This is a genomic window from Vibrio hepatarius (assembly GCF_001274785.1).
GTDB classification, from domain to species: domain Bacteria; phylum Pseudomonadota; class Gammaproteobacteria; order Enterobacterales; family Vibrionaceae; genus Vibrio; species Vibrio hepatarius.
In genome coordinates this window covers 32,581-56,088 of record NZ_LHPI01000025.1, presented here as the reverse complement: position 1 = coordinate 56,088, position 23,508 = coordinate 32,581, and the positions used below count along the sequence as shown (strand labels likewise).

The following is a 23,508-nucleotide window of genomic DNA, read 5'->3' as shown; positions in this document are numbered from 1 at the left end:
TTAAAACGACAAAAGGCTGCGTCTAAGCACTACCTCCGCGGTAAATATCTAAGCTAAAACTGCATGAGCCTAAGCAACTTAGCGTCACCTGGCAAGCAGAATGAATCGCTAGGTCATCGGTAATGAAATTTCTGGTGCAATTTTCACCAAGCAGAACACCTGAAGAGACATGCTGCGACACATGACCGTTCGACCATTGGCATTCTAAACCAGCAGGCAACAGCGATAACGTTCCTTCAGACAGGTTAGCCACACCAAATAGCGCTTTGACTGGAGCCGAACATTGAGAGCAGTGGATCCCCTTCTCTATCAGATACGCCAGATCTTTAAGATCGGCATTAAAGCTCTTCAGGTTTCGCAAGTAGTCGTGGAACATCGCCCGCACTAACAAGGTTGTCGCTGCGCCATCGCCATTTGGTGTATCTGAATCCACTAAATAGAACGCGAATTGCCCGTTCATCAACCAGGCATAATCAAACACCACAGGCATGGATTCAGCAGATTGCAGTAAGCGGTAGCCGCACTTCCAATCACCCTGCGAGGTATCTTTCTCAGGCAACAGCGCGTGCAGCAGATCTCTCGCCGCATTGCGGTTCTGTTGTAAAAACTCTAAATGCCAGTGCAACTCTTGTTCTTCAGGAACATCTCCGCTATCAACGCGAAACCACTGACTAGAGAAATCGCGCAAATCACCAACGTGGCGGTCGGAGTCTTCTAGCGTATTCTCAATCGCACACATCAGATGCTTGTGGTTGTTGATCGGCTTAGGCAGAAAATCTTTGATACCGTATTTGAGCGCACTTGCGACGTCAGACATATCTTCTGTCGCAGACACAACGATTAGAGGTAATGACGGATACTCTAAACTCACTTCTTCGACAAATTCGATACCATCAAGTACGGGCATCGAGAGATCACACATGATGAGATCGGGTTCGACGTCACGCAACTTACGCAGCCCATCTAGGCCATCTTTCGCTTCAACGACTTTGTAGCCGCCACTATGCAGATATGCCGAAGTAATCCGGCGGAATATAGGGTCATCGTCAACCAACATGATTAACTTGTCCCCCGGAGTGATGCTGGCAACATCACTGGGTGACACTTCCGTTGTTTTGTACATAAACCTTTGCCTCACACAACCCAAGGTACGACTAATTGTTATTGTTATTTGATAATTTAAGCACTTATTAAAAAGTAGTCCTTTACGGCTGTTTATACAAATCTTCCACTATTCGACTGTGTTGCATACTATATGTATGGAATATCGAATATCGGTGAAACAGTTGATGTGACTCAAGCTTTGACACGTGATATAGATATAAATTACCCGAATTAGTAAAAAAATGTGTCTGATACAATGAAATTAGATGATCTCAACCTATTTAGACTTGTGGTCGAAAATGGAAGCTACACTGCAACTTCACGAAAAAACATGATTCCAGTTGCAACGATTACTCGACGTATACAAGCTCTAGAGGACTCTCTAAACTTACGTCTGTTAAATAGACACGCGCGCAAGCTTTCCCTTACCGAAGCTGGCGAGCGCTTCTACAATGAGTGTTCTCCTCTACTAGATCGTCTGACCTCGACAGCTGAAGGAATCTCTGATGAATGCCGTGGCGCAGCAGGGAAAATCCGTATTACTGCACCTTCTAACTTGACCAAGCGTATGATGATGCCGATGTTCAATGCTTTTATGCAGCAGTACCCGGACATCAATATCGTACTTACCACCAGCAACCATTCCGAACAACTTGATCCAACCGAATGGGACGTGATTTTTCGTGTTGGCCCACAACGCGATTCTAGCCTTATCGCGCGTAAAATCAGCTCCGTAGAAGACATCCTGGTGGCTTGTCCGAGCTACCTGAAAAACAACCCCGCACCAAAACACGCTGAAGAGCTACACCAACACAGCCTGCTTAAAGGCTCACCGCTGTTAAAATGGCAGTTGACCAACCAAAACGGCGAAACGGTTGTGAACAATGACAAAGGACGTTTCCAAGCCAACACGTTGGATGTGGTGCGTAGCGCATGCTCGAACGGTTTGGGGATCACCCTGATGCCTAACGTGATGTTGCGTGAATACATGGCAGACGGAAGCTTAGTGCGGGTATTAGAAGATTGGAGCGCAAACCCGCGTGACATTTACATGCTTTACAACCACAAGGACCACTTGCCAGAAAAAGTGCGCCTGTTTATCGACTTTGTGATTGCCTACAACATTCACTAGAACGCAAAAGAGCTTGGAATGACCAAGCTCTTTTTCTATCTGGGATACACAGAACAACACCTTGTTATTCTGGGTTAACCGGACTTACAAGTATTCAACGAACTTGCTTAGATTTCTTTCTGGCACTTTCATTGGTGTGCAGCCCGGTGTCCCTATGTATAAGAAGCCCACGATCTCATCGCCGCCCTCTAAGCCAAATGCTTTATGTACCTCTTCATGGAACATCCATTTACCTGAGCGCCAAAAACCTTGGAAGCCCTGAGCAACCGCAGCCATTTGCATCGCTTGCACCGCACAACCGGCGGAGAGGTATTGCTCAAGTGCAGGCACTTTTTCGTGTTCGGTCACTTTCGCGATCACTGTAATTACCATAGGAGCACGAAACGGCGCATTCTTGACTTTTTCTACCACTGCATCGTCGCTTTGTTCTGCAACAGCCGCTTTGACCAGAATGTCAGACAGTTTGTTCAACCCTTCACCTTGAGAGATGACAAAGCGCCACGGTGTTAAACCCGCATGGTCTGGCGCACGCAAACCTGCACGGATGATGTTTTCTAGCACTTTACCTTCTGGTGCTGGCGCAGAGAGCTTGGCGATTGAGCGGCGGTTGAGCAATAGATCTAAAGCATCCATTTGAAATCCTTCTATTTAAGATTTTCTCTGTATTTTCTTGATAATAACTCTCAATAATAAAAAAGGCGAACCCAAAGGTTCGCCTTTTCATACAACATACGACTATTCGTAGAAGGGTTGATCCAATCCCGCTCGCGTCAGTAACCCGTCACAAGGAGCAAACCGGTCACCGTACTTTCTCGCGTGCTCGTTCATGATCTCGACTAGCTTCTTCGCACCGATTTGATCCATATAGCGGAATGGGCCGCCCAGGAACGGAGGGAAACCGATACCAAAGATCGCACCGATATCACCATCACGAGGGCTGCGAATAATACCTTCATCCAGACAACGTACCGCTTCGTTCAGCATAGGCAGTACGCAGCGCATCGCGATGTCTTTTTCTGACATTTTCGCTTCTGGATTCAGACCAAGCAGTTTGTAGACAGATTTATCGACTTCTTTCTTCTTACCTTTGTAGGTGTAGAAACCTTTGCCGCTCTTACGCCCTTTACGGTCGTCGTTAAGCAAGGTGTCGAATACGTCCGGACCTTTGAATCGCTCACCCAATTCTGCGACCAAGATTGGCATTATTTTCGCGCCGATATCCACGCCGACTTCATCTAATAAAGTGATAGGCCCAACGGGGAAACCAAAGTTAAGCAACGCTTTGTCCAAGGCTTCAATCGGCTCTTCTGCCATCAAAACTTGCGCGGCTTCGTTCATATATGGCGCTAGGATGCGGTTCACGTAGAAACCCGCACAATCTTTTACCACGATAGGCGTTTTACCTTGCTTGCGGGCAAACTCAACCACAGTTGAGACGGTCTCATCAGACGTACCTTCATGCGGGATCACTTCCACTAACGGCATTTTTTCTACCGGGCTGAAGTAGTGCAAGCCGACCACGTTCTCTGGTCGCTGCGCTTTTTCCGCGATCTGGTGAATCGGCAACGAAGAGGTGTTGGTCGCGAAGATGGTGGTTGGTTTCGCGTTCTCTTCCACATCCGCAACCATCTTCTGTTTGAGGTTCAAGTCTTCAAACACCGCCTCAACAACGATATCGGTATGATTAAAACGGGTAAAGTCTGTACCGCCTGATAACTGGAGCATGTTCGCTTGCAACTGCGGTTTAGAAACAATGCGACGCTTGCGCTGCGTTTCAAACAACTTGTAGTTGTACTGAAGCGCATTCAAAACACCATCGTTCGACACATCTTTGATGCGCACAGGAACTTTCGCTTTAGCCACACTCACGTGACTGATACCCGCGCCCATTAAACCACCACCAAGTACCGCTGCGCGCTCTACCTTGTTTGGTTTTGCGTCGCTACCGTGCTCTTTTTTCATTTCGGTTGTGGCAAAGAAAATTGAGCGAAGAGCTTTCGATTCAGACGTCATAACTAACTCACCGAATCGCTCCGCTTCTTTCTTCTGGCCTTTTTCGAAACCGTGCTCAAGACCAAAGCGAATCACTTCCAAAATTGCCTCTGCGGCTGGGTAGTTGCCACGAGTCTTCTGGTTGGTTTTCTTCGCCGCTTGTTCGAAGATAACTTTGCGGCCAAAGCCAGTGTTCGCCATTAACTTCTCTTTAGTTGAAACCTTACGTTTGGCTTTTTTCTTGCCGATGTTGTCGTTGACGAAACGCTTCGCGACATCCAACAGAATCGTATCTGGTACAACCGCATCAACCACGCCGAGCTTTTTAGCTTTTTTCGCGCGCAACTGTTTACCGGTTAAGATCATATCCAATGACGGAAGCAGACCAATCAAAAGCGGTAAGCGCTGCGTACCACCAGATCCTGGCAATAGGCCTAACTGAACTTCTGGCAAACCCAAGCGGGTTTTATCTGACTCTGTACAGACACGGTAGTCGCACGCCAGCGCCAGCTCTAGACCACCACCAAGACACGGGCCGTGAATTGCGGCAACCACGGGATAAGGCAGATCTGACAGCTGCTGGAACATCTGTTGTCCCTTTTCTGCCAGCGCTTGTGCCTCTTCTGCGGTTTTACAGGCGTCTAACATACGTACATCCGCGCCCGCTACAAAGTTGTCTGGCTTCAAAGAGTGAACAATCAAGCCTTTGACTGCGCCCTTTTTCTCGTTCAACTGCTCAAATACCTGCTCCATTTCTTCTGCAAAAGCTGCTTGGAGGGTATTCATTTTCTCGCCGGGTACGTCGATTGCCAACCAAGCGATCTCTTGTTCATCAATGCGTAAGTTAAATGCTTTTTGCTCGCTCATTACTCAACCTCCAAAACCATCGCAGCACCAAGGCCACCAGCCGCGCACGCAGTATTCAGCGCAAGACCACCACCACGTCGCTTAAGCTCGCGAAGAGTCTGCGTGATCATACGTGCGCCCGTCGCTGCAAATGGGTGCCCGTAAGCGATAGAGCCGCCCAGAACATTGAACTTGTCCATATCAATGTCGCCAATTGCTTTTGCTCTGCCGAGGTGTTCTTGAGCGAACTTATCGCTGGCAAACATTTTGACGTTGGAGAGAGTTTGCGCTGCAAATGCTTCGTGCATATCGATTAGCGTTAAATCTGACAGCTCAACCCCTGCTCGCTCTAGTGCGAGTGGCGTCGAGTAAGAAGGCCCCATGAGCATGTCCTTCTCTACCCCGATAGCAGAAAACGCGTAAGAGCGAATGTAGCCCATTACTTCAAGCCCAAGCTCTTTTGCACGACCTTCACGCATCAAAAGGATCGCCGCGGCGCCGTCTGTTAATGGCGTACTGTTTGCGGCAGTCACACTACCGTATTGGCGGTCGAACGCAGGACGCAGTTTTGCGTAGCCTTCTAGTGTGGAGTCATGGCGCACGTTGTTGTCTTGCGAAATCCACTTTTTGTATGGTTCAGGGAATGCAGTCATCACCTCCCCTTCGATCTTGCCCTCTTTCCACGCTTGGGAGGCTAAGGTGTGAGAACGATGCGCTAACGCGTCTTGGTCTTCACGACTGATGCCATGAGACTTCGCCATTTGCTCTGCGGTTTGTCCCATCGATAGACCAGTCGAATATTCAGCCACTGCAGGTGGGACTGGCATTAAATCTTTTAGTGAAAGGGTTTTAAGTAGCTTCAGTTTCTGACCAACCGTTTTGGTCTTACTCAAAGCCAGTAGATTTGCCGCCAGCTTTTTCGAGACGCCAATAGGCAACACTGAGGATGAATCAGCACCGCCGGCGATACCGATATCGATCGTTCCCGACATAATGCTCTCGGCAACGTTCACCGCCGATTGAAAACTCGTCGCACACGCGCGCGTCACGCTGTAAGCATCGGTATGAATATTCATACCTGTACCCAATACAATCTCACGAGCGATGTTTGGCGCTTCTGGCATTTGAACCACTTGACCAAAGACAACTTGATCAATCAATTTAGGATCAATTTCAGTGCGAGCCATCAATTCACTCACCACCATTTTGCCTAAGTCCACCGCTGGAACTTGGCTAAACTCCGTGCTTTGGCGCGCAAAAGGGGTACGCAAACCAGCAACGATCGCGATACGCTCTCCGGAGCGAGTTCTCACTTCCTGTTTGCCCATTGTTTCTCCTTGGATTTTAAGAGGTCTGACCACAACACTGTAACGAAAATGTTAATTCAATCAAACGATCGTTTAAATAAACGTGATTTAGAGTGGAAAAGTGTTTGTCGCATTCGCCATAAGAATACTGCAAATTTAGCAGTTAAGGCGCTGATTTGTATATTGGCAAACCGAATGGAATCTGAAGTCAGGAAAGTGTCACTTTGGGCGGTGTTTAGGCAAAAAAAAAACCACACAAAACTGTGTGGTTGGAATGTATAAAGCAATTAACTTACGCCAATTGAAAATAATCAGTTTCCTGATTAGGAGAAAGTAAAGTCAGCCTTCAAAAGGAAGTGTCATCTTGCTCAACATGCCGGCAGAGCCGACTAGATGACAGGAGTTACTATAACCGTTGTGTTACATTGGATTTTGAATTAGATCAATTTTAAGTGAGTTTATCGTGTTGAATCGCCTATATATCTCAATTACAACGGCAAAATATCAAGCGCTGACTAGCTTTTAAACAAGTTATGTCGGTCACGATCCCCTATTTACATTGAACAAATCGTTCTTTTAACGGCCTATGATTAACAGAATACGCCGCTTTAGGTAGCGAACCACAGAGCGTTAGGGAGGCTATTGTGTCAATAATAAACTTCTTTGGGAAGAAAAAGTCTGAACGCCCGGTCAACTCGGATATGGACAGACAAAGAAAATACGAAGCGCTCGTCAGAGCCTATCACCGGGATTTGTATCGCTATGCCTATTGGTTGTCAAAAGACCCAAGCATTGCGGAAGACTTGGTGCAAGAAACTTGCTTAAGAGCGTGGAAGTCACTCGATAGCTTACAGGATGAAAAAGCGGCAAAGTCTTGGTTAATTACTATTCTTCGCCGCGAAAACGCGCGCCGCTTTGAGCGTAAACAGTTCGACCTAGTAGATATCGATGACTTCGGTAATGAGGCGAAAGTCAGCGATGACCCGCATCATCAAACTGAATGGGTTCAAGCGCAAATCATGAAGCTCGATGTGGAATACCGAGAGCCTCTATTCCTACAAGTAGTTGGAGGGTTTAGCGGTGAAGAGATCGGTGAGATTTTGGGATTAAACAAGAATACCGTCATGACACGCTTATTCCGTGCACGTAATCAACTCAAAGAAGCGACAGATCCAGAAAACAGTCAAAGGGGGCAGAAAAATGGATGATTTAGAATTTCGTCGTCGCATTATGTCCGATCCGAAATGTCGAGACAGTGAACTCACTGCGGCAATCAAAGGAAGTGAATCCAACAGCAAGTTTGCTGATGAGATTTTAGATCTGGATAGCCAAATTGCTAAAGCGATGTCGGTTGACGTACCGGAAGATCTGGCAGATAGAATTCTGTTCAACCAAACGTCGAGCCACCAAGATGACAAGGTAGTTCGTCCAAACTTTGCTAAACGCGCAATGGCGATGGCTGCTTCGGTTGCTTTTGTTGTCGGCATTTTGGTGGGCCAAGTGAATTGGGGCAACCTAATTGTTTCTCCAGCTCAAGCGAGCTTGGCAGATACCGCGGTCAAACACGTAATTAATGAAAAGTCATTTGTTGAGCAACTGGATGAGAAAGTACAGCTATCGCAGATCAACGCCAAGATGGAACCCTACCAGCATCAGTTGAGTGACTCTTTCCCGTACCACGTCTATTACTTGAATCATTGCGGATTTGGTAAATCCAACGCCCTGCACATGGTTTTTCAGGGTGAAGCGGGCAAAGTGACGTTGTTCTTTACAGGTCTATCATCAGCTCAGGCAGAGAGCTTTGTTAAAGATGGTATGTCTGGTTTCGTCGAACCAATCGGAAATACCAGTATGATACTGGTTGGCGAACAAGGCGAAAACGTCGCTAAGATCGCCGAAAAGATCGCAACTATGATTAAACCATCAATTTAACAAAAAAATAACATTTTGTGATCTAACTCAAGGCTTGAGGCGCTGTCTCAAGCCTATTTTTTCTCATTTTTTTAGAGCTTAGACTCTAAAAAAATATATTTTGCGCCTATTTCCTGCCAAATAACCACCATTTCGGTAATTTTATCGCCCAAATAGGCAATGGTCGGATTTCTATATTTTATACTTGAGTCTAGTATCAGCCACCAACTGAGCTTTTGCTCAAATATATCGCCCACCTAGAGGCGAATATTAGAAAAAGGAAAAAGCAACAATGAACAAGACGCGTCTGTTTAAAAAGTCACTATTAGCAGTGACCATCACAACCGCAACACTCGCTTCGCAGCAAGCTCTCGCTGCAGGCTTCCAACTTAATGCACAATCAGCGACTGGTATCGGCCGTGCGTTTGCTGGTGATGCTGTAATCGCAGATAACGCATCTGTAATGGCTCGTAACCCAGCGGCAATGGCTCTATTTGACGAAACTTCTCTGTCACTAGGTTTTGAAAGCATCACTTCTATGATTGAAGTTAAAGATGCAAAATATACTTCTGTACCAGTTACTGCTACCGGCACACCAGTTGGCGCAGTAAAACAAGTAAATGCTGACTACGATGATGCTGGTGATACGTCGATTGCACCAAATATTCACTTGATTGTGCCAGTAAATGATAAGTTTGCTTGGGGTATTAACGCTTACACTAACTTTGGTACTAAAACAGAGTTCTCTGATAGCTATGCTGCTGGCGAATACGCCGGCCTAACAGACGTAAAAAGCGTAAACTTTGGTTTAGCTGGTTCATACCGTTTAAATGAACAATGGAGCTTTGGTGCAGGTCTAGATTTGATTTATGGTCAAGGTAAATTAGAGCGTGCACTAACAGGCGGACCGGAGCTTTTAGACGTGGACGCTGATGGTTGGGCTGTAGGCTTTAACCTTGGTACGGTTTATGAGCTAAACGAAAACAACCGTTTTGGCCTAGCTTACCATTACAGCCCTGAACTAGAAGCAAAAGGTGATACTACATACGGTGGCGCAAAACTTAACAGCGATACTATCTACATGCCGCTGCCAGACATCCTAGAGTTTTCTGGTTACCACCGCATTCAAGATACCAAATTCGCGGTGCACTACAGCGTACAATGGATCGGTTGGGAATCATTCGACGTACTGGAAAGTAAAAAAGCTGGTGATCTGAACGATTACAACTGGCAAGACGGTATGCACTACGCGATTGGTGGTACATATTACCTAAACCAAGACTGGACATTACGCGCAGGCTACATGTACGACACCAGTGCGCAGGATGATACTCGCTCGATTTCAGTGCCAGACTCTGACCGTCAGTGGTTCTCTACTGGTTTCACTTACCATTTAACTGAAAAATCAAACATTGACTTTGGTTTTACTTACTTAATGGGCAAAGAAGTGGATGTTAAAGAGACCAAAGCTCTTCCAACACCAACACCAGGTGTTTACTTAGCCACTCAAGTGGAAGGTACAACAACTGCCGATGCTATCCTAGTTGGTCTTCAGTACAGCCGTACTTTCTAAGACAAGTTAGCGTTATATCTGTTAAAAGGTCAGCGAGAGCTGGCCTTTTTTGTTTCTGATTTTTTTATCTACTTCGAATATTCGCTGAATTTTAGCTTACACCTGTAAGTGAAACTCCCGTATACATGCTACATGTGTACGCTCAACTTCTTATTACACCTTTGTTAATTTAGCATTTTTAACTACCTATATCGTTTTTAAGGTATTAAATCCTAAAATTTATATCTCAAAGTCATTTTAACTTTAAAGTTTTTACTCTAACCGTATGATCGCATGACTAAAACTCACAAAATTCAGCGAACATTAGAATGAAAACAAATAAGACTCTCCTGTCTTTTGCAGTGGCATGTGGTTTAGCAACTGTGTCTTCAACGGTTAGCGCAGCAGGCTTTCAGTTAGCAGAATACTCGGCAACAGGCCTTGGTCGTGCGTACGCTGGCGAAGCGGCAATGGCAGACAACGCCAGTGCGCAGTGGCGCAACCCGGCGATGCTTACTTATTTAGAGGGTACACAAGTTTCTGTTGGCGCTATCTATGTAAACCCAAACCTTGACGTCGATGGAAGCACCCGCTTCGTGACCGGCGATGTACGCAGCGAGTCCGACGACTTCGCTAATGATGCGGTCATCCCTAACTTATATGTATCTCATCGCTACAACGAAAAACTAGCAGTTGGCCTAGCTTTCGGCACTAACTACGGTATGGAAACGGATCTGGGCACTGACTTTACTGCGGCTCATTTCGGAAACGAAGCAAGCATCACTACCGTCGAAGCGAACTTAAACATAGGCTACCAACTTACTGAAACAGTAAGCGTTGGTGGTGGTATTCGATACGTAATGGGTGAAGGCAGTTTTGGTGCAACCGTTCCTTCCCAAACCGCAGCTGTTGCTCCTCTAAATGAAGGCGATACACTTAAGTACATGGAAGGTGACGATACAGCTTGGGGATGGCAAATCGGTGCAGCATGGCAACTTAACCCAAATCACCGCGTTGGTATCTCGTACAAGTCCGCCGTAGACCTAAAACTTGAAGGCTACGCCACCGGTCTTGGCTTTGGTCTAGCGAATGGTACGCGCGAAGATGGCCATATGGATCTTTCACTACCTGCAACAGCCGAGCTTGCAAGCTTCCACCAAGTTTCTGAAAAACTTGCCCTTCACGCGAGTTTTAACTGGACCGATTGGAGTAGTTTTGAAAAATTGGAAGCGGAACTAGATACCTTAGGCACTCAAATGGTTAAGGTTGAAAACTGGAAAGATAACTATCGCTTCGCTGTGGGCGCAACATACCAAGTTGACCCTAAACTAACCCTACGCACTGGTGTTGCTTACGATACGTCTGCAGTAAGTGATAAAAACCGCACCATCACAATTCCAGAAACGGATCGTACTTGGCTGAGCCTAGGTGCAAGCTACGACTTCACTAAACAGTTTACACTTGATGGCGGCTTTACCTACATTATTGCTAAAGACGCACCGATCACTGAATCGCGCGGCTACGACTCTGACGATGCAGCCCAAGCCGTTGGTGGCCAATTTGTTGGTGAAACAAGTGGCCACGTATGGCTAATCGGTGTTCAAGCGAATTACCGCTTCTAAACTCCATGTGATAGAGACGAAAAAGGCTTGGTATCAACCAAGCCTTTTCTTTTTTGGTACTTATCAGTATTCGTCTAAGTATTCATCCAAGTATGCTTCTTCTTCAGCATCATATTGATCTTCAACTTCAATTTCGGCTTTGAAGTCTTGATGCTGAATGTACGCTTCTCTGACAAGTGCGTATGGATCAGGTGAGTTGTGCAGCATTGCTTCTTGCGAAACGACCGCTGCGCGGCTTTCTAGGCCTTCTAATGCCCATTTACCTAGTCCAGCCCAAATGTTCAGGTAAGACAGTGGCACATACATCCCATCAACAACATCGCCAGTTTCTCGTACTGTCCACGGTCCGTAACCAGGTACCATCACATAAGGTCCATTTCCAACACCATAATGCCCCACTGCATCGCCAAATGTTTTCTCATTATGGTCGGTAATACCTGCAGCCGAAGCAATATCGATTAAACCTAGTAGACCAAACGTACTGTTGATCCAAAAACGGTTAAAGTGATCGACCGCTTTTTCGCCGTTACCCATCAGTAAATTGTTAATCATGCTCGAGGGTTCATCTAAGTTACCAAGAAAGTTCGCAATACCTTTTCGCAGTGGCGACGGTACGTAACCAACATAGGCCATAGACACTGGGCGCAAAATATAAGGATCGAGATAATCGTAGTTGATTGTCCACATGGTTCGGTTAAACCCTTCGAAGGGGTCGTTCACATGGGCGTTTTCAGCTTCAACGTTATATTCGGCTTCGTCACTTTCTTGAGGTGTTCCAGCGCATCCTGACAATACGAGTACGGCACACAATAAGGGCCATATCCGCGACTTTATCCTAATCATAATTATTATTTTCCATAAAAAAGGCCGGTCACATGAACCGGCCTTATTTCATTCAACTGGCGGTTTTAGTACTGCTTATCAATAACTACAGTAACTGATTCGCCCATTTTAACTGCTTCACTCTCACCAAACCAGTCCCCTTGTTTGGTTGCAACATTTCCGTCGCTGTCGATTCGCACACGCACCATTAACGTATCTAGTGAGGATAGTTTACGCTCAGCAATCATGCTATTGCCATCATCCAGTACAACCGTACGAGGTAGTGAGCCTACCGGGTATCGAGCCGCTGCTACAGGCATTGGAGAGCCATCAGCGGTGTGAACAGAAACAATCAACGCAGCATTCGGGTCTACTGAGACGTTATCTGCCACTGAGATTGCTACTGATACCGACTTACCTGTACCCACTTGCTGTCCCATTTGCTTTTGCGCATTCTCAATACTGCGACTTAGCATTTCATAACGACTGTCTTGCGGACCGATCATTTGCTGCATCACGCTCCAGTAGCGAATTGCCGCGGGAAAATCTTTACGCTCAAAAGCATCAAACGCGAGCAGTGAGAAAACGCGCAAATCAACGTAATCGTCTTTGACTAGTTCACCAAGAATACGTCGTGCTTGATCTTGTTCCACATCATCTTGAGACAACATCAGCGCTTGAGCAAAACCAAGCATGACGTCTGGGTCTTTCGGCTCAAGATCGTAAGCTTTCTTCATCGAACCAATTGCGGTATCAACGTCACGATTGGCCAACGCGATACGGCCAAGTAACAGCCAGCCAGTCGAGTCATCAGGCTGATAGTGCAGACGTGTACGTAGCGCAAGAGTCAGGTCACGCATTTCATCGTCACTCAACGCCGCACCTTCTGGTGCCATCAGTTTTTTAGACAACGCAGGTAGGTTAGCCGTAACTTGTTGCCACTCTTGCACTTCTTGGTGAGCACCAAACTTCATGTACATACCGTAAGACAACACAATCACCACGATAACTGATGGGATTAGCACCGCCATTGGAGAAATTGAGCTGCCATTTGCATTGTCTTTTTGAGCCGGAATATCATCAAGCAACGATTGCTTTAGGTCTTCAATCAGGTCTTGCTGGTCTTCGACCAAACCTTCTTCGGCTTCTTCTTGCAGCTCAGATAAACGATCCTTGTAGAACGCTTTGTTGAGCTCATCACGCAACGCTTCGTCATTGTTTACCTTCTGTCTGTAGATAGGTAACGCAATCAAAATACAGCTAAAAACAACAAGGACGACAGAGGCTATCCAAAATAATGTCATTACTGCTTATCTCCATCATTCTTTTCATTTAGCAGTTCTTTCAGGCGGGCTTCTTTGTCACCATCCCAAGTTTCTGGCTGCTTAGACGCTGCTTTTTTGCTGCGGCTTCTTAACACAATAAAGCCAAAACCAAACACCACGACAAACAGTGGGCCTAGCCACAGAATAGAAGTCGCTGCAGTAAACGGAGGATTATAGGTTACGAAGTTACCATATCGGGCCGTCATATAATCGATGATCTCTTGCTTAGACTTACCCTCTTTGGTCATTTCATATACTTTCTGACGTAAGTCGACTGCCAGCTCTGCGTTAGAATCCGCGATGGTATTGTTTTGACACTTAGGGCAACGCAGCGTACTGCCAAGCTCTTTAAACTGCTGCTCTTGCTCCAAGGTTTCAAATTCATAAATCTGAATCGCTGCATGCGCTGCCATAGACAGAGTTAAGGCTGCAAAAAGAGTTAACACTAACTTCTTCATGACTTCGCCTCCGCCAATAGTTGCTCATACATCGGCTTAAGAGTTTCATTCCAGTTACGGTCATTTACGTCACCAACATGTCGGTAACGAATCACACCGTTAGCGTCAATCAAGAAAGTTTCCGGTGCGCCGTAGACACCAAGATCCAAACCAAGCATGCCATTACCATCAAATAAACTGATCAGATACGGATTGCCAAGGTCGTTTAACCAACCAATCGCTTTCGTACGGTCGTCTTTGTAGTTCATACCGATGATCTTCACGCCCTCGCCCGCAAGTTGATTGAGGTATTGGTGTTCGGCATAACAGGTTGGACACCAAGTCGCCCACACATTAAGCAACAGTGGCTCACCTTTAAAGATCGCCTGATCGTACAACTTGCCTGGCTCAGCCAGATCTTCCAGACGGAATTCTGGTACCGATTTGCCCACCAGTACCGACTCAAGTTTCGTTGGATCGTCACCGTGAGAGTTTTTAATCAGCTGGGTGGCAAACACTGCCACCAAGCCTAAAAATGCAACCAGCGGAATAAATAGATGCTTCTTATTCATTATGCCTCCTGCTTCTTCGCGCTTTTTCTAAAACGGTAACGTTTATCGCTGATCGCGATAGCACCGCCAAGCGACATAAGTAATGCACCCGCCCAGATCCAGCGAACGAACGGTTTGTAGTAGATACGAACTGCCCACGACTTATTGTCTTCTAAACGTTCACCCATCGCGATGTATAGATCACGGGTTACGCCACGATCGATTGCCGCTTCGGTCATCATTGAACGCGCTGTGCGGTAGAAACGTTTCTCGGCATGAAGCGTATTCACATACTGACCATCGCGCTTAATTTCAAAGTCAGCGATATAGCCATCGTAGTTCGGGCCATCTTTATCACGCAGACCTTTAAAGTAGAAATCATAGCCTTGGATTTGGTAGTGCTCACCTGGTGCCAAACGCACATCACGCTCGATGCTGTAGTTCTGCACCATCGCAATACCGATCACCGATACTGCTAGGCCGATATGACCCAACATCATCGCCCAGTGACTGCGTTGAAGTTTCTTAACACCTTCAAAAAAGCTGTGACGATGCGTCGCACGTTCGTGAAGTTCAAAGCCGTGCATGAAGATGATCCACAGCGCCATTACCCAACCGAGGTACGCCATAAACTGGAAGAACTCAGAGAATAAGGTTACGAACACACCAGCAAGTGCAAACGAAGCCACACCTGAAATTAGCATCGGCTTTAACAAGCCCGATAGATTGTCGCGCTTCCAGCGAATCAGAGGACCAATACCCAGTAAGAATGAGAATGGAATCATCAACCAGGCAAACAACATATCGAAGAACGGAGCACCGATAGATACCGAGCCCAAACCGATTTGTTTGTGTACCAATGGCAGCAGAGTACCCACTAGCACGACAACTAATGCAGCAATCAGTAGAACGTTGTTCGCCAGCAATGCGTTTTCACGTGATACGAGGTCGAAATTACCACGTACGCGTACCGAAGCGCCTTTCAGTGCGAACAGCAATAGGGAACCGCCGATCACAAACACTAAGAAACCAAGGATAAACATGCCGCGAGATGGGTCAGAGGCAAACGCGTGTACCGATACCAAAATGCCTGAACGAACAAGGAAGGTACCTAGTAAGCTGAGCGAGAAGGCAGAGATCGCCAGTAGCACCGTCCACGCTTTAAACGTACCGCGTTTTTCCGTAACCGCGAGTGAGTGCATCAGCGCTGTACCCGCTAACCAAGGCATAAATGACGCATTTTCTACTGGGTCCCAGAACCACCAGCCGCCCCAGCCTAGTTCGTAATACGCCCACCAAGAGCCTAGTGCGATACCCAGCGTCAAGAATAGCCACGCGGCGGTTGTCCAAGGACGAGACCAACGCGCCCATGCCGTATCCAAACGGCCTGTCATCAGCGAAGCAATCGCAAACGAGAACGCAACTGAGAAACCAACATAGCCCATGTACAGCATTGGAGGGTGAATGATAAGACCCGGATCTTGCAGCAGTGGGTTAAGGTCACGACCATCCACAGGGAAGAACGGTAACGTTCGCAGGAATGGGTTTGACGTGACAATGATAAATAGCAAGAAGCCAACGCTGATCATACCCATAACTGCAAGTACACGAGCGACCGATTCTTGTGGCATACCACGACTGAACGTCGCAACCGCGATGGTCCACGCCGCTTGGATCAGGACCCACAGCAACAACGAACCTTCGTGCGCACCCCATACCGCTGTTAAACGGTAATACCATGGCAACTGGCTGTTTGAGTTGGTTGCCACATAGTTAAGGGTAAAGTCGTTGGTGTAAAACGCCCAAAGCAGAGCGCCAAAAGAGAATAAAAGTAGTAGGAACATGCCCCAAGACAGCGGTCTTGCGGTGTTCATCAACATCGTGTTATTTCGAGATGCGCCTACTAATGGCAGCACACTCAGTAGTACTGCCATCGCCAAAGAGACGATCAGAGCGAAATGACCAATTTCAGCAATCATTGACCGCTTCCTTGTTTTTGTTGTTCAGTGTATTGAAGCGGTTCGTGCGTTTTCTTCATCGCTTCTGCGATTTCTGGCGGCATGTACTCTTCGTCGTGCTTAGCCAGTACTTCAAACGCTTCAACCGTTGTTGAATCTAAAAGAACACCTTGAGCCACAATACCCTGCCCTTCGCGGAATAGATCCGGAAGAATACCGTCGTAAACGATAGTCACTTTCGGGCCGACATCATGTAGGTCAAATGAAACGCGTAGCGACTCAGGATCACGCTTTACAGAACCTTCAACAACCATACCGCCGATACGAAGACGCTGGCCAACTTCTGGTTTGGTACCGTCAGGTTTACCATTTACTAGTTCTGTCGGTGTGTAAAACAGGTCCATGTTTTGGTTCAGAGCGTAAAGCATTAGGCCGATAGTGGCGCCAATACCAATAAAGATCGCAAGAACAATGCCGAGCCTCTTTTTACGTCTTGGGTTCATAGTGTGTTCTCCAAATTCTTAGCTGCTTCAATGCGGGCTTGTCGGTCAATTTTTGACTGAACTTCTTTTAACAGCGCGTCGCCGCGACGTACGCTAACAAACAAAAGGATCAGCATTGACAAAAACGTAATACCAAAGGCGCTCCACACATAACCTGCGTATCCGCCCATAGCAAAAAAATCACTCAAAGATTCGAAATGCATAATTTAATTACCTCTCTGAGATTTAGCTTCGGCAAGTTTAATCACCCACGGACGGTGACTCTCTTTGTTTAGGATTTCGTTACGTAAACGAATCATGGTTACTGAGCCGAAGAAAAATGCGAAACCGAAGATATTAAGGAGCAGCGGCCATAACATGTCGCTTGAAATAGATGGTTTTTCGAACTTAGTAATCGTCGCACCCTGGTGTAGCGTGTTCCACCACTCGACGGAGAAATGGATAATCGGTAAGTTCACCACACCGACAATCGCCAAAATACCCGCTGCTTTCGCGGCTGTTTTTTGGTCGTCAAATGCGTGGTAAAGCGCAATAACACCTAGGTAGAGGAATAGCAGAATCAGTTCTGAGGTTAGACGAGCATCCCAAACCCACCAGGTTCCCCACATAGGTTTGCCCCAGATAGCGCCAGTTAAAAGAGCAATAAAGGTGTAAACCGCGCCTATAGGAGCCATTGCCGATGCTGCCATATCTGACAAGCGAACTTGCCAAACAATACCAATAAATGCGGCAATCGCCATCGACATGTAGACACCCATCGACCAGATTGCAGCTGGAACATGAATGTAGATAATTCGGAAACTATCACCTTGTTGGTAATCCGCCGGAGCAAACGCTAAGCCGAGTACCGTACCGATCGACAGGCACAATAGGGCTAAAATGGAAAACCAAGGCAGCAACTTACCACACAGTTGATAAGTGGTTTCAGGCTTGGCATAAGGATGGAGCCACTTCCACATGTTTATTCTCACTCTTACTTCAGTTTTGCGTCACTCAAATCGTAGTGACAATTTTTATTTGTAATTTATATAACGGGAAAATTTCGTGCTTGATCGAAAACAACTAATTCACGCTTACACGCAGCGCGGCACTAATTGCAAACGGCGTTAAGGTGAATGCTCCCATAAACATCGCACCTAAAATGGCTAACTGACCGTTATACGCAACACTGAGTGATGCAGCGTCAATTGCCGAGGTTGCAAAAATCAGAATCGGAATATACAGCGGCAGTACCAGCAAGCTCAGCAGTACGCCCCCTTTTTGCAACCCAACGGTTAGGGCGACACCAATGGCTCCGATAAAACTTAACGTCGGCGTACCAACCAACAAAGTCAGCACAACCGCCAACCAAGTGTTGAAATCCAAAGAGAGTAGAATCGCGAGCAATGGGCTAATTAAAATCAGTGGCAAACCTGTCAGTACCCAGTGGGCGATCACTTTGGAGATCACTACAATCGGTAATGGGACAGGCATAAGCATCATTTGTTCCAACGAACCGTCTTGAAAATCATCACGAAACAGTCGTTCGAGAGAGAGCAATGCCGAAAGCAACGCAGCCACCCAGACGATACCAGCGGCAATTCGCGCTAATAAGTTCGGCTCAGGCCCGATGCTAAGAGGAAATAAGGTAATAACGATGATAAAAAACCACAGTGGGTTAAAAACATCAGCTTGACGGCGGAAAGCGATTAAAAGTTCGCGGCGCACAATACTATTCATAGTCGCTAACATGATTAATCACCCAGTTTGATTTTTCTAAGTTTAGGGTTATCGGTAAACATATCTTGGTGAGTGGTTAACACCACAATGCCGCCCTGTTCCGCATGGTTCAAAAATAGTGACTCCAGCACCTTTACGCCCTGTTTATCGATCGCGGTCAAAGGTTCGTCCAAAATCCACAGTTTATGCTGACTCAGCCACAAGCGCGCTAATGCCACGCGGCGTTGTTGACCTGCAGAAAGCTGTGCGACAGGAACATCTTCCCTACCCGCGAGGCCAACTTTAGTTAGTGCGTTGTATATCTGTTCTTTGCTTACCGGTGTTTTTGAATGGATGTTGAGGTAGAAGCGTAAGTTCTCGTATGCTGTTAGCTCTCGTTTCACCCCAGTGCTATGGCCAAGAAACAGTAAGTCTTCATGGTACGCATCACGGTTAGATTCGATATTTTCACCATTCCAAAATATCTCGCCATTATCACGGTCACCCAGCCCTGTCACGATACGTAGTAAGGTCGTTTTACCTGTACCGTTGCGACCTTCAATCTGTACTAACTCTCCGGTATCTATAGTAAAAGAAAGGGATTCAAATAAAATTCTTTCATCTCTAATGGCGGTAAGCTGGGATACTTCTAACATGTGCTGTCACTACTAAAATTTTGAGTCGCTATATTACCACAGCCTGTAAAGCACAACACAGCATTAGACCTATACGAATCACGAAACTGAGTAAGAATCTGTTAACAATTATGCATATAGAAACTTATCTACCCCTAAATGGTTACATTCAGAAATAAAAAAGGTGCCCTAGAGCACCTTTCTTTCAATCATTGTGTTGTTATCTTGCACGTCTCTGACGGGCGAGAGCTCTTTGCCGCTCTGGGTTACTCTCCATCGGCGGTACTTTCTCTTTACCAGCGATCTTCTTCTGCAGTGACATCATGAGTTCGGCTTCTGCTTTAGGCAATTCACACTCTTCAATCAACTCATTGATATCCGCGCCCAACTGAACCATTTTACTCGCTCGAGAATACAAGCGACCGTCGCTGTCTTCTTGTTCAAGCTCGGTGATTCGTTCATTAAGATGCTGGATGATGTCCTGTTGTTCACTGACTCTTTGACCCAGACCAACCACAACCGAACGGACTTCAAGCAATTGCTTGTTCGCTTTTTGCAGTTCTTTATCTAACTTACGGTTTTGTTGACGCGCATGTTCAAACGCTCGCGCTTGACTGCGCTTCATTCGCATAAAAACGAACAGCACAAGTACAACAACAGCAGCCAAAGACCCAGCTAATACCGGGTCATTAACAATCCAAGCGAAATCCATTATAGGTGAGCCATCTCATCCCATTCTTCGTCTGTCAGTAGCTTGTTCAAATCAACAAGGATAAGCAGTTTGCCGTCGCGGTTGCTTACACCTTGAATGAACTTAGCACTTTCATCCGTACCCACACTTGGTGTTGTATCGATTTCAGAAGAACGTAAGTAAACCACTTCAGCCACACTATCGACCAGAATACCGATCACTTGGTGCTCAGATTCAATCACGATAATACGCGTGTTGTCGGTGATCTCACCTTCAACCAAACCAAAGCGCGAACGTGTATCAATAACGGTCACAACGTTACCACGCAGATTGATGATACCTAGTACATAGTCAGGAGCACCTGGAACTGGAGCGATCTCTGTGTAACGCAATACTTCACGTACCTGCATTACATTGATACCGTAGGTTTCCTCTTCTAGCTGGAACGTCACCCACTGAAGCACTTCGTCGTTAGACTGGTCTTTTCTTACTTCTACTTCGTTAGTTTGAGACATACCTAATCCTCTCTAAGCCTAAAGCGGCATAAATGTTCTAATTATCTAGTGCTTTAACATCAAGCCCTGCATTAAGCATAGCGATTAATGCGTCAACATGGATCAAAGCACACATTTTTTCTTTTACCATGCCTGCGAGCCAAGGGCGTTTACCTGCCTTTTCTCGCCAACGCACGGTTTCTGGTTCCAGCGCTTCTGTTCCTTTAAGTTGGGTAGAAGCCAAGCCCCACATACTTTCGCCTAACATTACCACGTATTCATACGCGTCTTTGTAAGCGTCATCCTTAATTTTTTCAGACATCACCCACTTGGCTGTATCAACAACATCCAATTGCGCGTCACGACTGGTTTGTAAACCTAAGTACCAAGCTGGTCGACCGATTAAATGGTTTAGTTCGCCAAGTCGGTGTATTCCACCCAACTCGTCAAGCGGAACCGCAAATAGCACACCGTTAACATCGAAGTACAAAACTTGAAAGCGTTCGTTTCTCGCTCTGCTCTGCCACAGCTCTTCACTCGCTTCTTGTGGTTGCGTTTCAACCTCAGGCACGGTGTTGATAGCAATATCAATTTCTGGCTCAATGACTTCCGGGGTAACATCCAACTCAACCGTCGCTGTTTCCACAACTGTCTCTTCAACCAGCGTCTCTGTGTCCCATTCTTGGATCTCTTCAACAACAGGCTGAGACTGAGCGATACTCATGGTGTTTTGTTCGAGAATATGCTCGACATCAACCTCATCAACTGGGTTAGACGCTTCTAGTTGTTTGAGTAAGCGTTCCACATCTTCAAGGTTAGGAACGTCAACCTCTTCCAACTCAGGTTCAACAAAGTGAGGCTCTTCTACCGGCTGCAGTTTAGGTTCTGGTACCAGTTCCACCACAGGTTCTATTGGTGTTAATTCGGCCACTTCATCCGCGCTGTCTTCAAGCAGCGCAGAGAAGTAATCATCCAACGCTTGTTCACTCGAGAGCGACTGATTAGCCATTGATCGATAACCTCTCTAGATGAAGCAATAACTGCTTGTAAGCAAACACACCTCGGCTTCCCGATGCAAAGTGAGACACCGGCAGGTGCTTCAAACTAGCGTCACGGAACTTAGTATCAATCGGTACCGCCGACGACCAAACTTGCTCTGGGTAGTCTCTTTTCAGTTGCTGTAAGGTCTGTAGCGACGCTCTCGTTCGCTTATCGTACATCGTTGGCACAATGGTCACGTTGAACGATTTACCACGCGATTTCTGCATAATCGCCAACGTACGCACCATGCGCTCTAGGCCTTTCATCGCCAGAAATTCGGTCTGTACAGGGATAAGAATACGGTCACTCGCAGCCAATGCGTTAACCATCATTACCCCAAGGATTGGAGGACAGTCGATCAGTACGTAGTCATAACGTTTTCTTAGCGCTAGCAAAGCACGTTTTAAGATCAACCCCATGCCACTGCGGTTTCCCATCACGCGGTCTAGCGTCGCCAAAGACATGTGCGCTGGGATAATATCTATCCCCTCGATGTTGGACTGCATAATCAGCGGAGCGACCGTTTGCTCGGTAAACTCTTTCAACTGAAACAGGTCAAACAGACTGACGGGCACATTATCTGAGTCATAACCTAAATAGGTAGTTAGTGAAGCGTGTGGATCGGTATCGACAAGCAACACGCGCTTCCCCTGCTGACTTAACAAGCCAGCTAAAGTAATCGTCGTGGTGGTCTTACCTACGCCGCCTTTTTGGTTTGCAATGCTCCATACAATCATGACAAACCTCTAGGCCAAGCCGACTTCGACCAACATGCGTTCTGCGATACGTTCCAGCGGCAAATCTTCAGTAGAAATACCCGCTTTTGCCACCGCTTGAGGCATGCCGTAAACCACACAGCTTTCTTCATCTTGCGCCCAGACCGTTGAGCCAGCGCTCTTCAACATTCTCGCGCCTTCTCGTCCGTCCGCTCCCATTCCCGTCAATACCATTGACAACACTTGGTCATGGTAAATTTTCGCGGCGCTACCAAAGGTCACATCAACACATGGCTTGTAATTCATGCGTTCACCACCGTCTAGGATACGTAACTTAGCCGAACCCGGACGACCTTCGATCATCATCTGCTTGCCACCTGGCGCCAAATACGCGACACCCGGTTTTAACACATCGCCATTTTCCGCTTCTTTCACCTGAATCTTACACAGAGAGTTCAAACGGGTGGCAAATGCTGCGGTAAAGGTTGCAGGCATATGCTGGATTAAAACAATCGGATGTGGATAGTTGGCAGGCAAATTGGTTAGAATTTTTTGTAGCGCAACTGGGCCCCCTGTTGAAGTGCCAATCGCGGTTAACTGATATTTCTTGCCAGATGAGCGAAAACGCGCGTTTATAGCTGGTTTTGCAGCCGCAGTTGAGCGCGGTAGTGTGCCGCTCGATGTCGTTTGTCGATTCAGCAAGCTTGAAGTTGGCGCAGATGAACTTGGTGATTTCACCGGACTCACTGGTCTCGTACGGCGCATAAAGGCACGACGAGAGGCAATATGAATCACACGCTGCTGCAAAAGAGTCACAGCTTCGTCGCGATTACGCGCAATATCTTCGAACTTTTTCGGCAGAAAATCCAATGCACCCGCCTCGAGTGCATCAAGTGTCGCTTTCGCCCCGTCGTGAGTTAAGGACGAAAACATTAAGATAGGAACAGGACACTGCGCCATGATTTCACGTACCGCTGTGATACCATCCATCACTGGCATTTCAATATCCATGGTAATCACGTCTGGCTTAATGCGCAGTGCTTTTTCTACTGCTTCTTTGCCATTGGTTGCAACGTCTACCACTTCTAGTCGTGCTTCCGAGTTAATGATTTCACTCACTCGGCGGCGGAAAAAACTTGAATCATCGACGACTAATACTTTAATTGCCATA

Annotated in this window: 24 protein-coding genes; 5 read left to right on the top strand and 19 right to left on the bottom strand. The window is 46.7% G+C overall.

The genetic code is table 11. The features are described from left to right. Window positions 1-22: 22 nt before the first annotated feature. The gene (locus AKJ31_RS19730; protein ID WP_053410749.1) at window positions 23-1,123 is read right to left on the bottom strand and encodes a response regulator; all 1,101 of its coding nucleotides are present in this window, start codon (window positions 1,121-1,123) and stop codon (window positions 23-25) included. Between the two features lie 237 nt (window positions 1,124-1,360). Here AKJ31_RS19730 and AKJ31_RS19725 point away from each other — a divergent pair, with 237 nt between their 5' ends. Beyond that, window positions 1,361-2,236, top strand: coding sequence for a LysR family transcriptional regulator (locus AKJ31_RS19725; protein ID WP_053410748.1), 876 nt, complete (start codon window positions 1,361-1,363; stop codon window positions 2,234-2,236). 84 nt (window positions 2,237-2,320) lie between these two features. On the opposite strand, the gene AKJ31_RS19720 is transcribed toward AKJ31_RS19725, so the two are convergent. The 3 genes from AKJ31_RS19720 to fadI all read right to left on the bottom strand — a co-directional run bounded on the left by AKJ31_RS19720 (window position 2,321) and on the right by fadI (window position 6,402). Next, window positions 2,321-2,869, bottom strand: a complete 549-nt coding sequence (locus tag AKJ31_RS19720; protein ID WP_053410747.1) for an NAD(P)H nitroreductase — start codon at window positions 2,867-2,869, stop codon at window positions 2,321-2,323. Between the two features lie 102 nt (window positions 2,870-2,971). Next, window positions 2,972-5,095, bottom strand: coding sequence for a fatty acid oxidation complex subunit alpha FadJ (gene fadJ, locus AKJ31_RS19715; RefSeq protein WP_053410746.1), 2,124 nt, complete (start codon window positions 5,093-5,095; stop codon window positions 2,972-2,974). Next, window positions 5,095-6,402, bottom strand: coding sequence for an acetyl-CoA C-acyltransferase FadI (gene fadI, locus AKJ31_RS19710; RefSeq protein ID WP_053410745.1), 1,308 nt, complete (start codon window positions 6,400-6,402; stop codon window positions 5,095-5,097). Before fadI ends, fadJ begins: the two co-directional genes overlap by 1 nt. Window positions 6,403-7,082: 680 nt before the next feature. Between fadI and AKJ31_RS19705 the strand changes: the two genes are divergently transcribed. The 4 genes from AKJ31_RS19705 (at window position 7,083) to AKJ31_RS19690 (ending at window position 11,466) form a co-directional block, all read left to right on the top strand. Beyond that, window positions 7,083-7,589 carry a sigma-70 family RNA polymerase sigma factor gene (locus tag AKJ31_RS19705; protein WP_245639080.1) on the top strand — a complete coding sequence of 169 codons (507 nt, stop codon included), beginning with the start codon at window positions 7,083-7,085 and terminating at the stop codon, window positions 7,587-7,589. Next, window positions 7,582-8,313, top strand: coding sequence for a DUF3379 domain-containing protein (locus tag AKJ31_RS19700; RefSeq protein WP_053410743.1), 732 nt, complete (start codon window positions 7,582-7,584; stop codon window positions 8,311-8,313). The genes AKJ31_RS19705 and AKJ31_RS19700 overlap by 8 nt, the downstream gene beginning before the upstream one ends. Before the next feature lie 271 nt (window positions 8,314-8,584). Continuing rightward, the gene (locus tag AKJ31_RS19695) at window positions 8,585-9,865 is read left to right on the top strand and encodes an outer membrane protein transport protein (RefSeq protein ID WP_053410742.1); all 1,281 of its coding nucleotides are present in this window, start codon (window positions 8,585-8,587) and stop codon (window positions 9,863-9,865) included. Between the two features lie 308 nt (window positions 9,866-10,173). Next, a complete protein-coding gene (locus AKJ31_RS19690) occupies window positions 10,174-11,466 on the top strand; it encodes an outer membrane protein transport protein (protein WP_053410741.1) in 1,293 nt (430 codons plus the stop codon). Between the two features lie 63 nt (window positions 11,467-11,529). Here AKJ31_RS19690 and AKJ31_RS19685 read toward each other — a convergent pair whose 3' ends face one another. The 15 genes from AKJ31_RS19685 to AKJ31_RS19615 all read right to left on the bottom strand — a co-directional run bounded on the left by AKJ31_RS19685 (window position 11,530) and on the right by AKJ31_RS19615 (window position 23,507). Next, window positions 11,530-12,309, bottom strand: coding sequence for an MlaA family lipoprotein (locus tag AKJ31_RS19685; RefSeq protein ID WP_053410740.1), 780 nt, complete (start codon window positions 12,307-12,309; stop codon window positions 11,530-11,532). Between the two features lie 65 nt (window positions 12,310-12,374). Beyond that, on the bottom strand, window positions 12,375-13,592 hold the full coding sequence (gene ccmI, locus AKJ31_RS19680; RefSeq protein WP_053410739.1) for a c-type cytochrome biogenesis protein CcmI: 1,218 nt from the start codon (window positions 13,590-13,592) through the stop codon (window positions 12,375-12,377). Continuing rightward, window positions 13,592-14,071 (bottom strand): cytochrome c-type biogenesis protein, encoded by a 480-nt coding sequence (locus AKJ31_RS19675; protein WP_053410738.1) that lies wholly within the window; start codon window positions 14,069-14,071, stop codon window positions 13,592-13,594. The genes ccmI and AKJ31_RS19675 overlap by 1 nt, the downstream gene beginning before the upstream one ends. Then, window positions 14,068-14,622 carry a DsbE family thiol:disulfide interchange protein gene (locus AKJ31_RS19670; RefSeq protein WP_053410737.1) on the bottom strand — a complete coding sequence of 185 codons (555 nt, stop codon included), beginning with the start codon at window positions 14,620-14,622 and terminating at the stop codon, window positions 14,068-14,070. The genes AKJ31_RS19675 and AKJ31_RS19670 overlap by 4 nt, the downstream gene beginning before the upstream one ends. Next, complete coding sequence (locus tag AKJ31_RS19665; protein WP_053410736.1) at window positions 14,622-16,580, bottom strand: heme lyase CcmF/NrfE family subunit; 1,959 nt, start codon at window positions 16,578-16,580, stop codon at window positions 14,622-14,624. The genes AKJ31_RS19670 and AKJ31_RS19665 overlap by 1 nt, the downstream gene beginning before the upstream one ends. Then, a complete protein-coding gene (gene ccmE, locus AKJ31_RS19660; protein ID WP_053410735.1) occupies window positions 16,577-17,062 on the bottom strand; it encodes a cytochrome c maturation protein CcmE in 486 nt (161 codons plus the stop codon). Before ccmE ends, AKJ31_RS19665 begins: the two co-directional genes overlap by 4 nt. Then, on the bottom strand, window positions 17,059-17,265 hold the full coding sequence (gene ccmD / locus AKJ31_RS19655; protein ID WP_053410734.1) for a heme exporter protein CcmD: 207 nt from the start codon (window positions 17,263-17,265) through the stop codon (window positions 17,059-17,061). Before ccmD ends, ccmE begins: the two co-directional genes overlap by 4 nt. Window positions 17,266-17,268: 3 nt before the next feature. Further along, the gene (locus tag AKJ31_RS19650; RefSeq protein WP_053410733.1) at window positions 17,269-18,021 is read right to left on the bottom strand and encodes a heme ABC transporter permease; all 753 of its coding nucleotides are present in this window, start codon (window positions 18,019-18,021) and stop codon (window positions 17,269-17,271) included. Window positions 18,022-18,124: 103 nt separating this feature from the next. Next, entirely contained in the window at window positions 18,125-18,793 is a 669-nt protein-coding gene (gene ccmB / locus AKJ31_RS19645; RefSeq protein ID WP_053410732.1) for a heme exporter protein CcmB, read from the bottom strand. 2 nt (window positions 18,794-18,795) lie between these two features. Next, window positions 18,796-19,416 carry a cytochrome c biogenesis heme-transporting ATPase CcmA gene (gene ccmA / locus AKJ31_RS19640; RefSeq protein ID WP_053410731.1) on the bottom strand — a complete coding sequence of 207 codons (621 nt, stop codon included), beginning with the start codon at window positions 19,414-19,416 and terminating at the stop codon, window positions 18,796-18,798. A gap of 199 nt (window positions 19,417-19,615) precedes the next feature. Then, window positions 19,616-20,107, bottom strand: a complete 492-nt coding sequence (locus tag AKJ31_RS19635; RefSeq protein ID WP_053410730.1) for a DUF2802 domain-containing protein — start codon at window positions 20,105-20,107, stop codon at window positions 19,616-19,618. Next, window positions 20,107-20,601, bottom strand: a complete 495-nt coding sequence (locus tag AKJ31_RS19630; RefSeq protein ID WP_053410729.1) for a chemotaxis protein CheW — start codon at window positions 20,599-20,601, stop codon at window positions 20,107-20,109. The genes AKJ31_RS19635 and AKJ31_RS19630 overlap by 1 nt, the downstream gene beginning before the upstream one ends. 37 nt (window positions 20,602-20,638) lie before the next feature. Continuing rightward, complete coding sequence (locus AKJ31_RS19625; RefSeq protein ID WP_053410728.1) at window positions 20,639-21,589, bottom strand: chemotaxis protein CheW; 951 nt, start codon at window positions 21,587-21,589, stop codon at window positions 20,639-20,641. Continuing rightward, complete coding sequence (locus AKJ31_RS19620) at window positions 21,582-22,358, bottom strand: ParA family protein (RefSeq protein ID WP_053410727.1); 777 nt, start codon at window positions 22,356-22,358, stop codon at window positions 21,582-21,584. The genes AKJ31_RS19625 and AKJ31_RS19620 overlap by 8 nt, the downstream gene beginning before the upstream one ends. Window positions 22,359-22,367: 9 nt before the next feature. Beyond that, a complete protein-coding gene (locus AKJ31_RS19615) occupies window positions 22,368-23,507 on the bottom strand; it encodes a protein-glutamate methylesterase/protein-glutamine glutaminase (protein WP_053410726.1) in 1,140 nt (379 codons plus the stop codon). Window position 23,508: the final 1 nt, after the last annotated feature.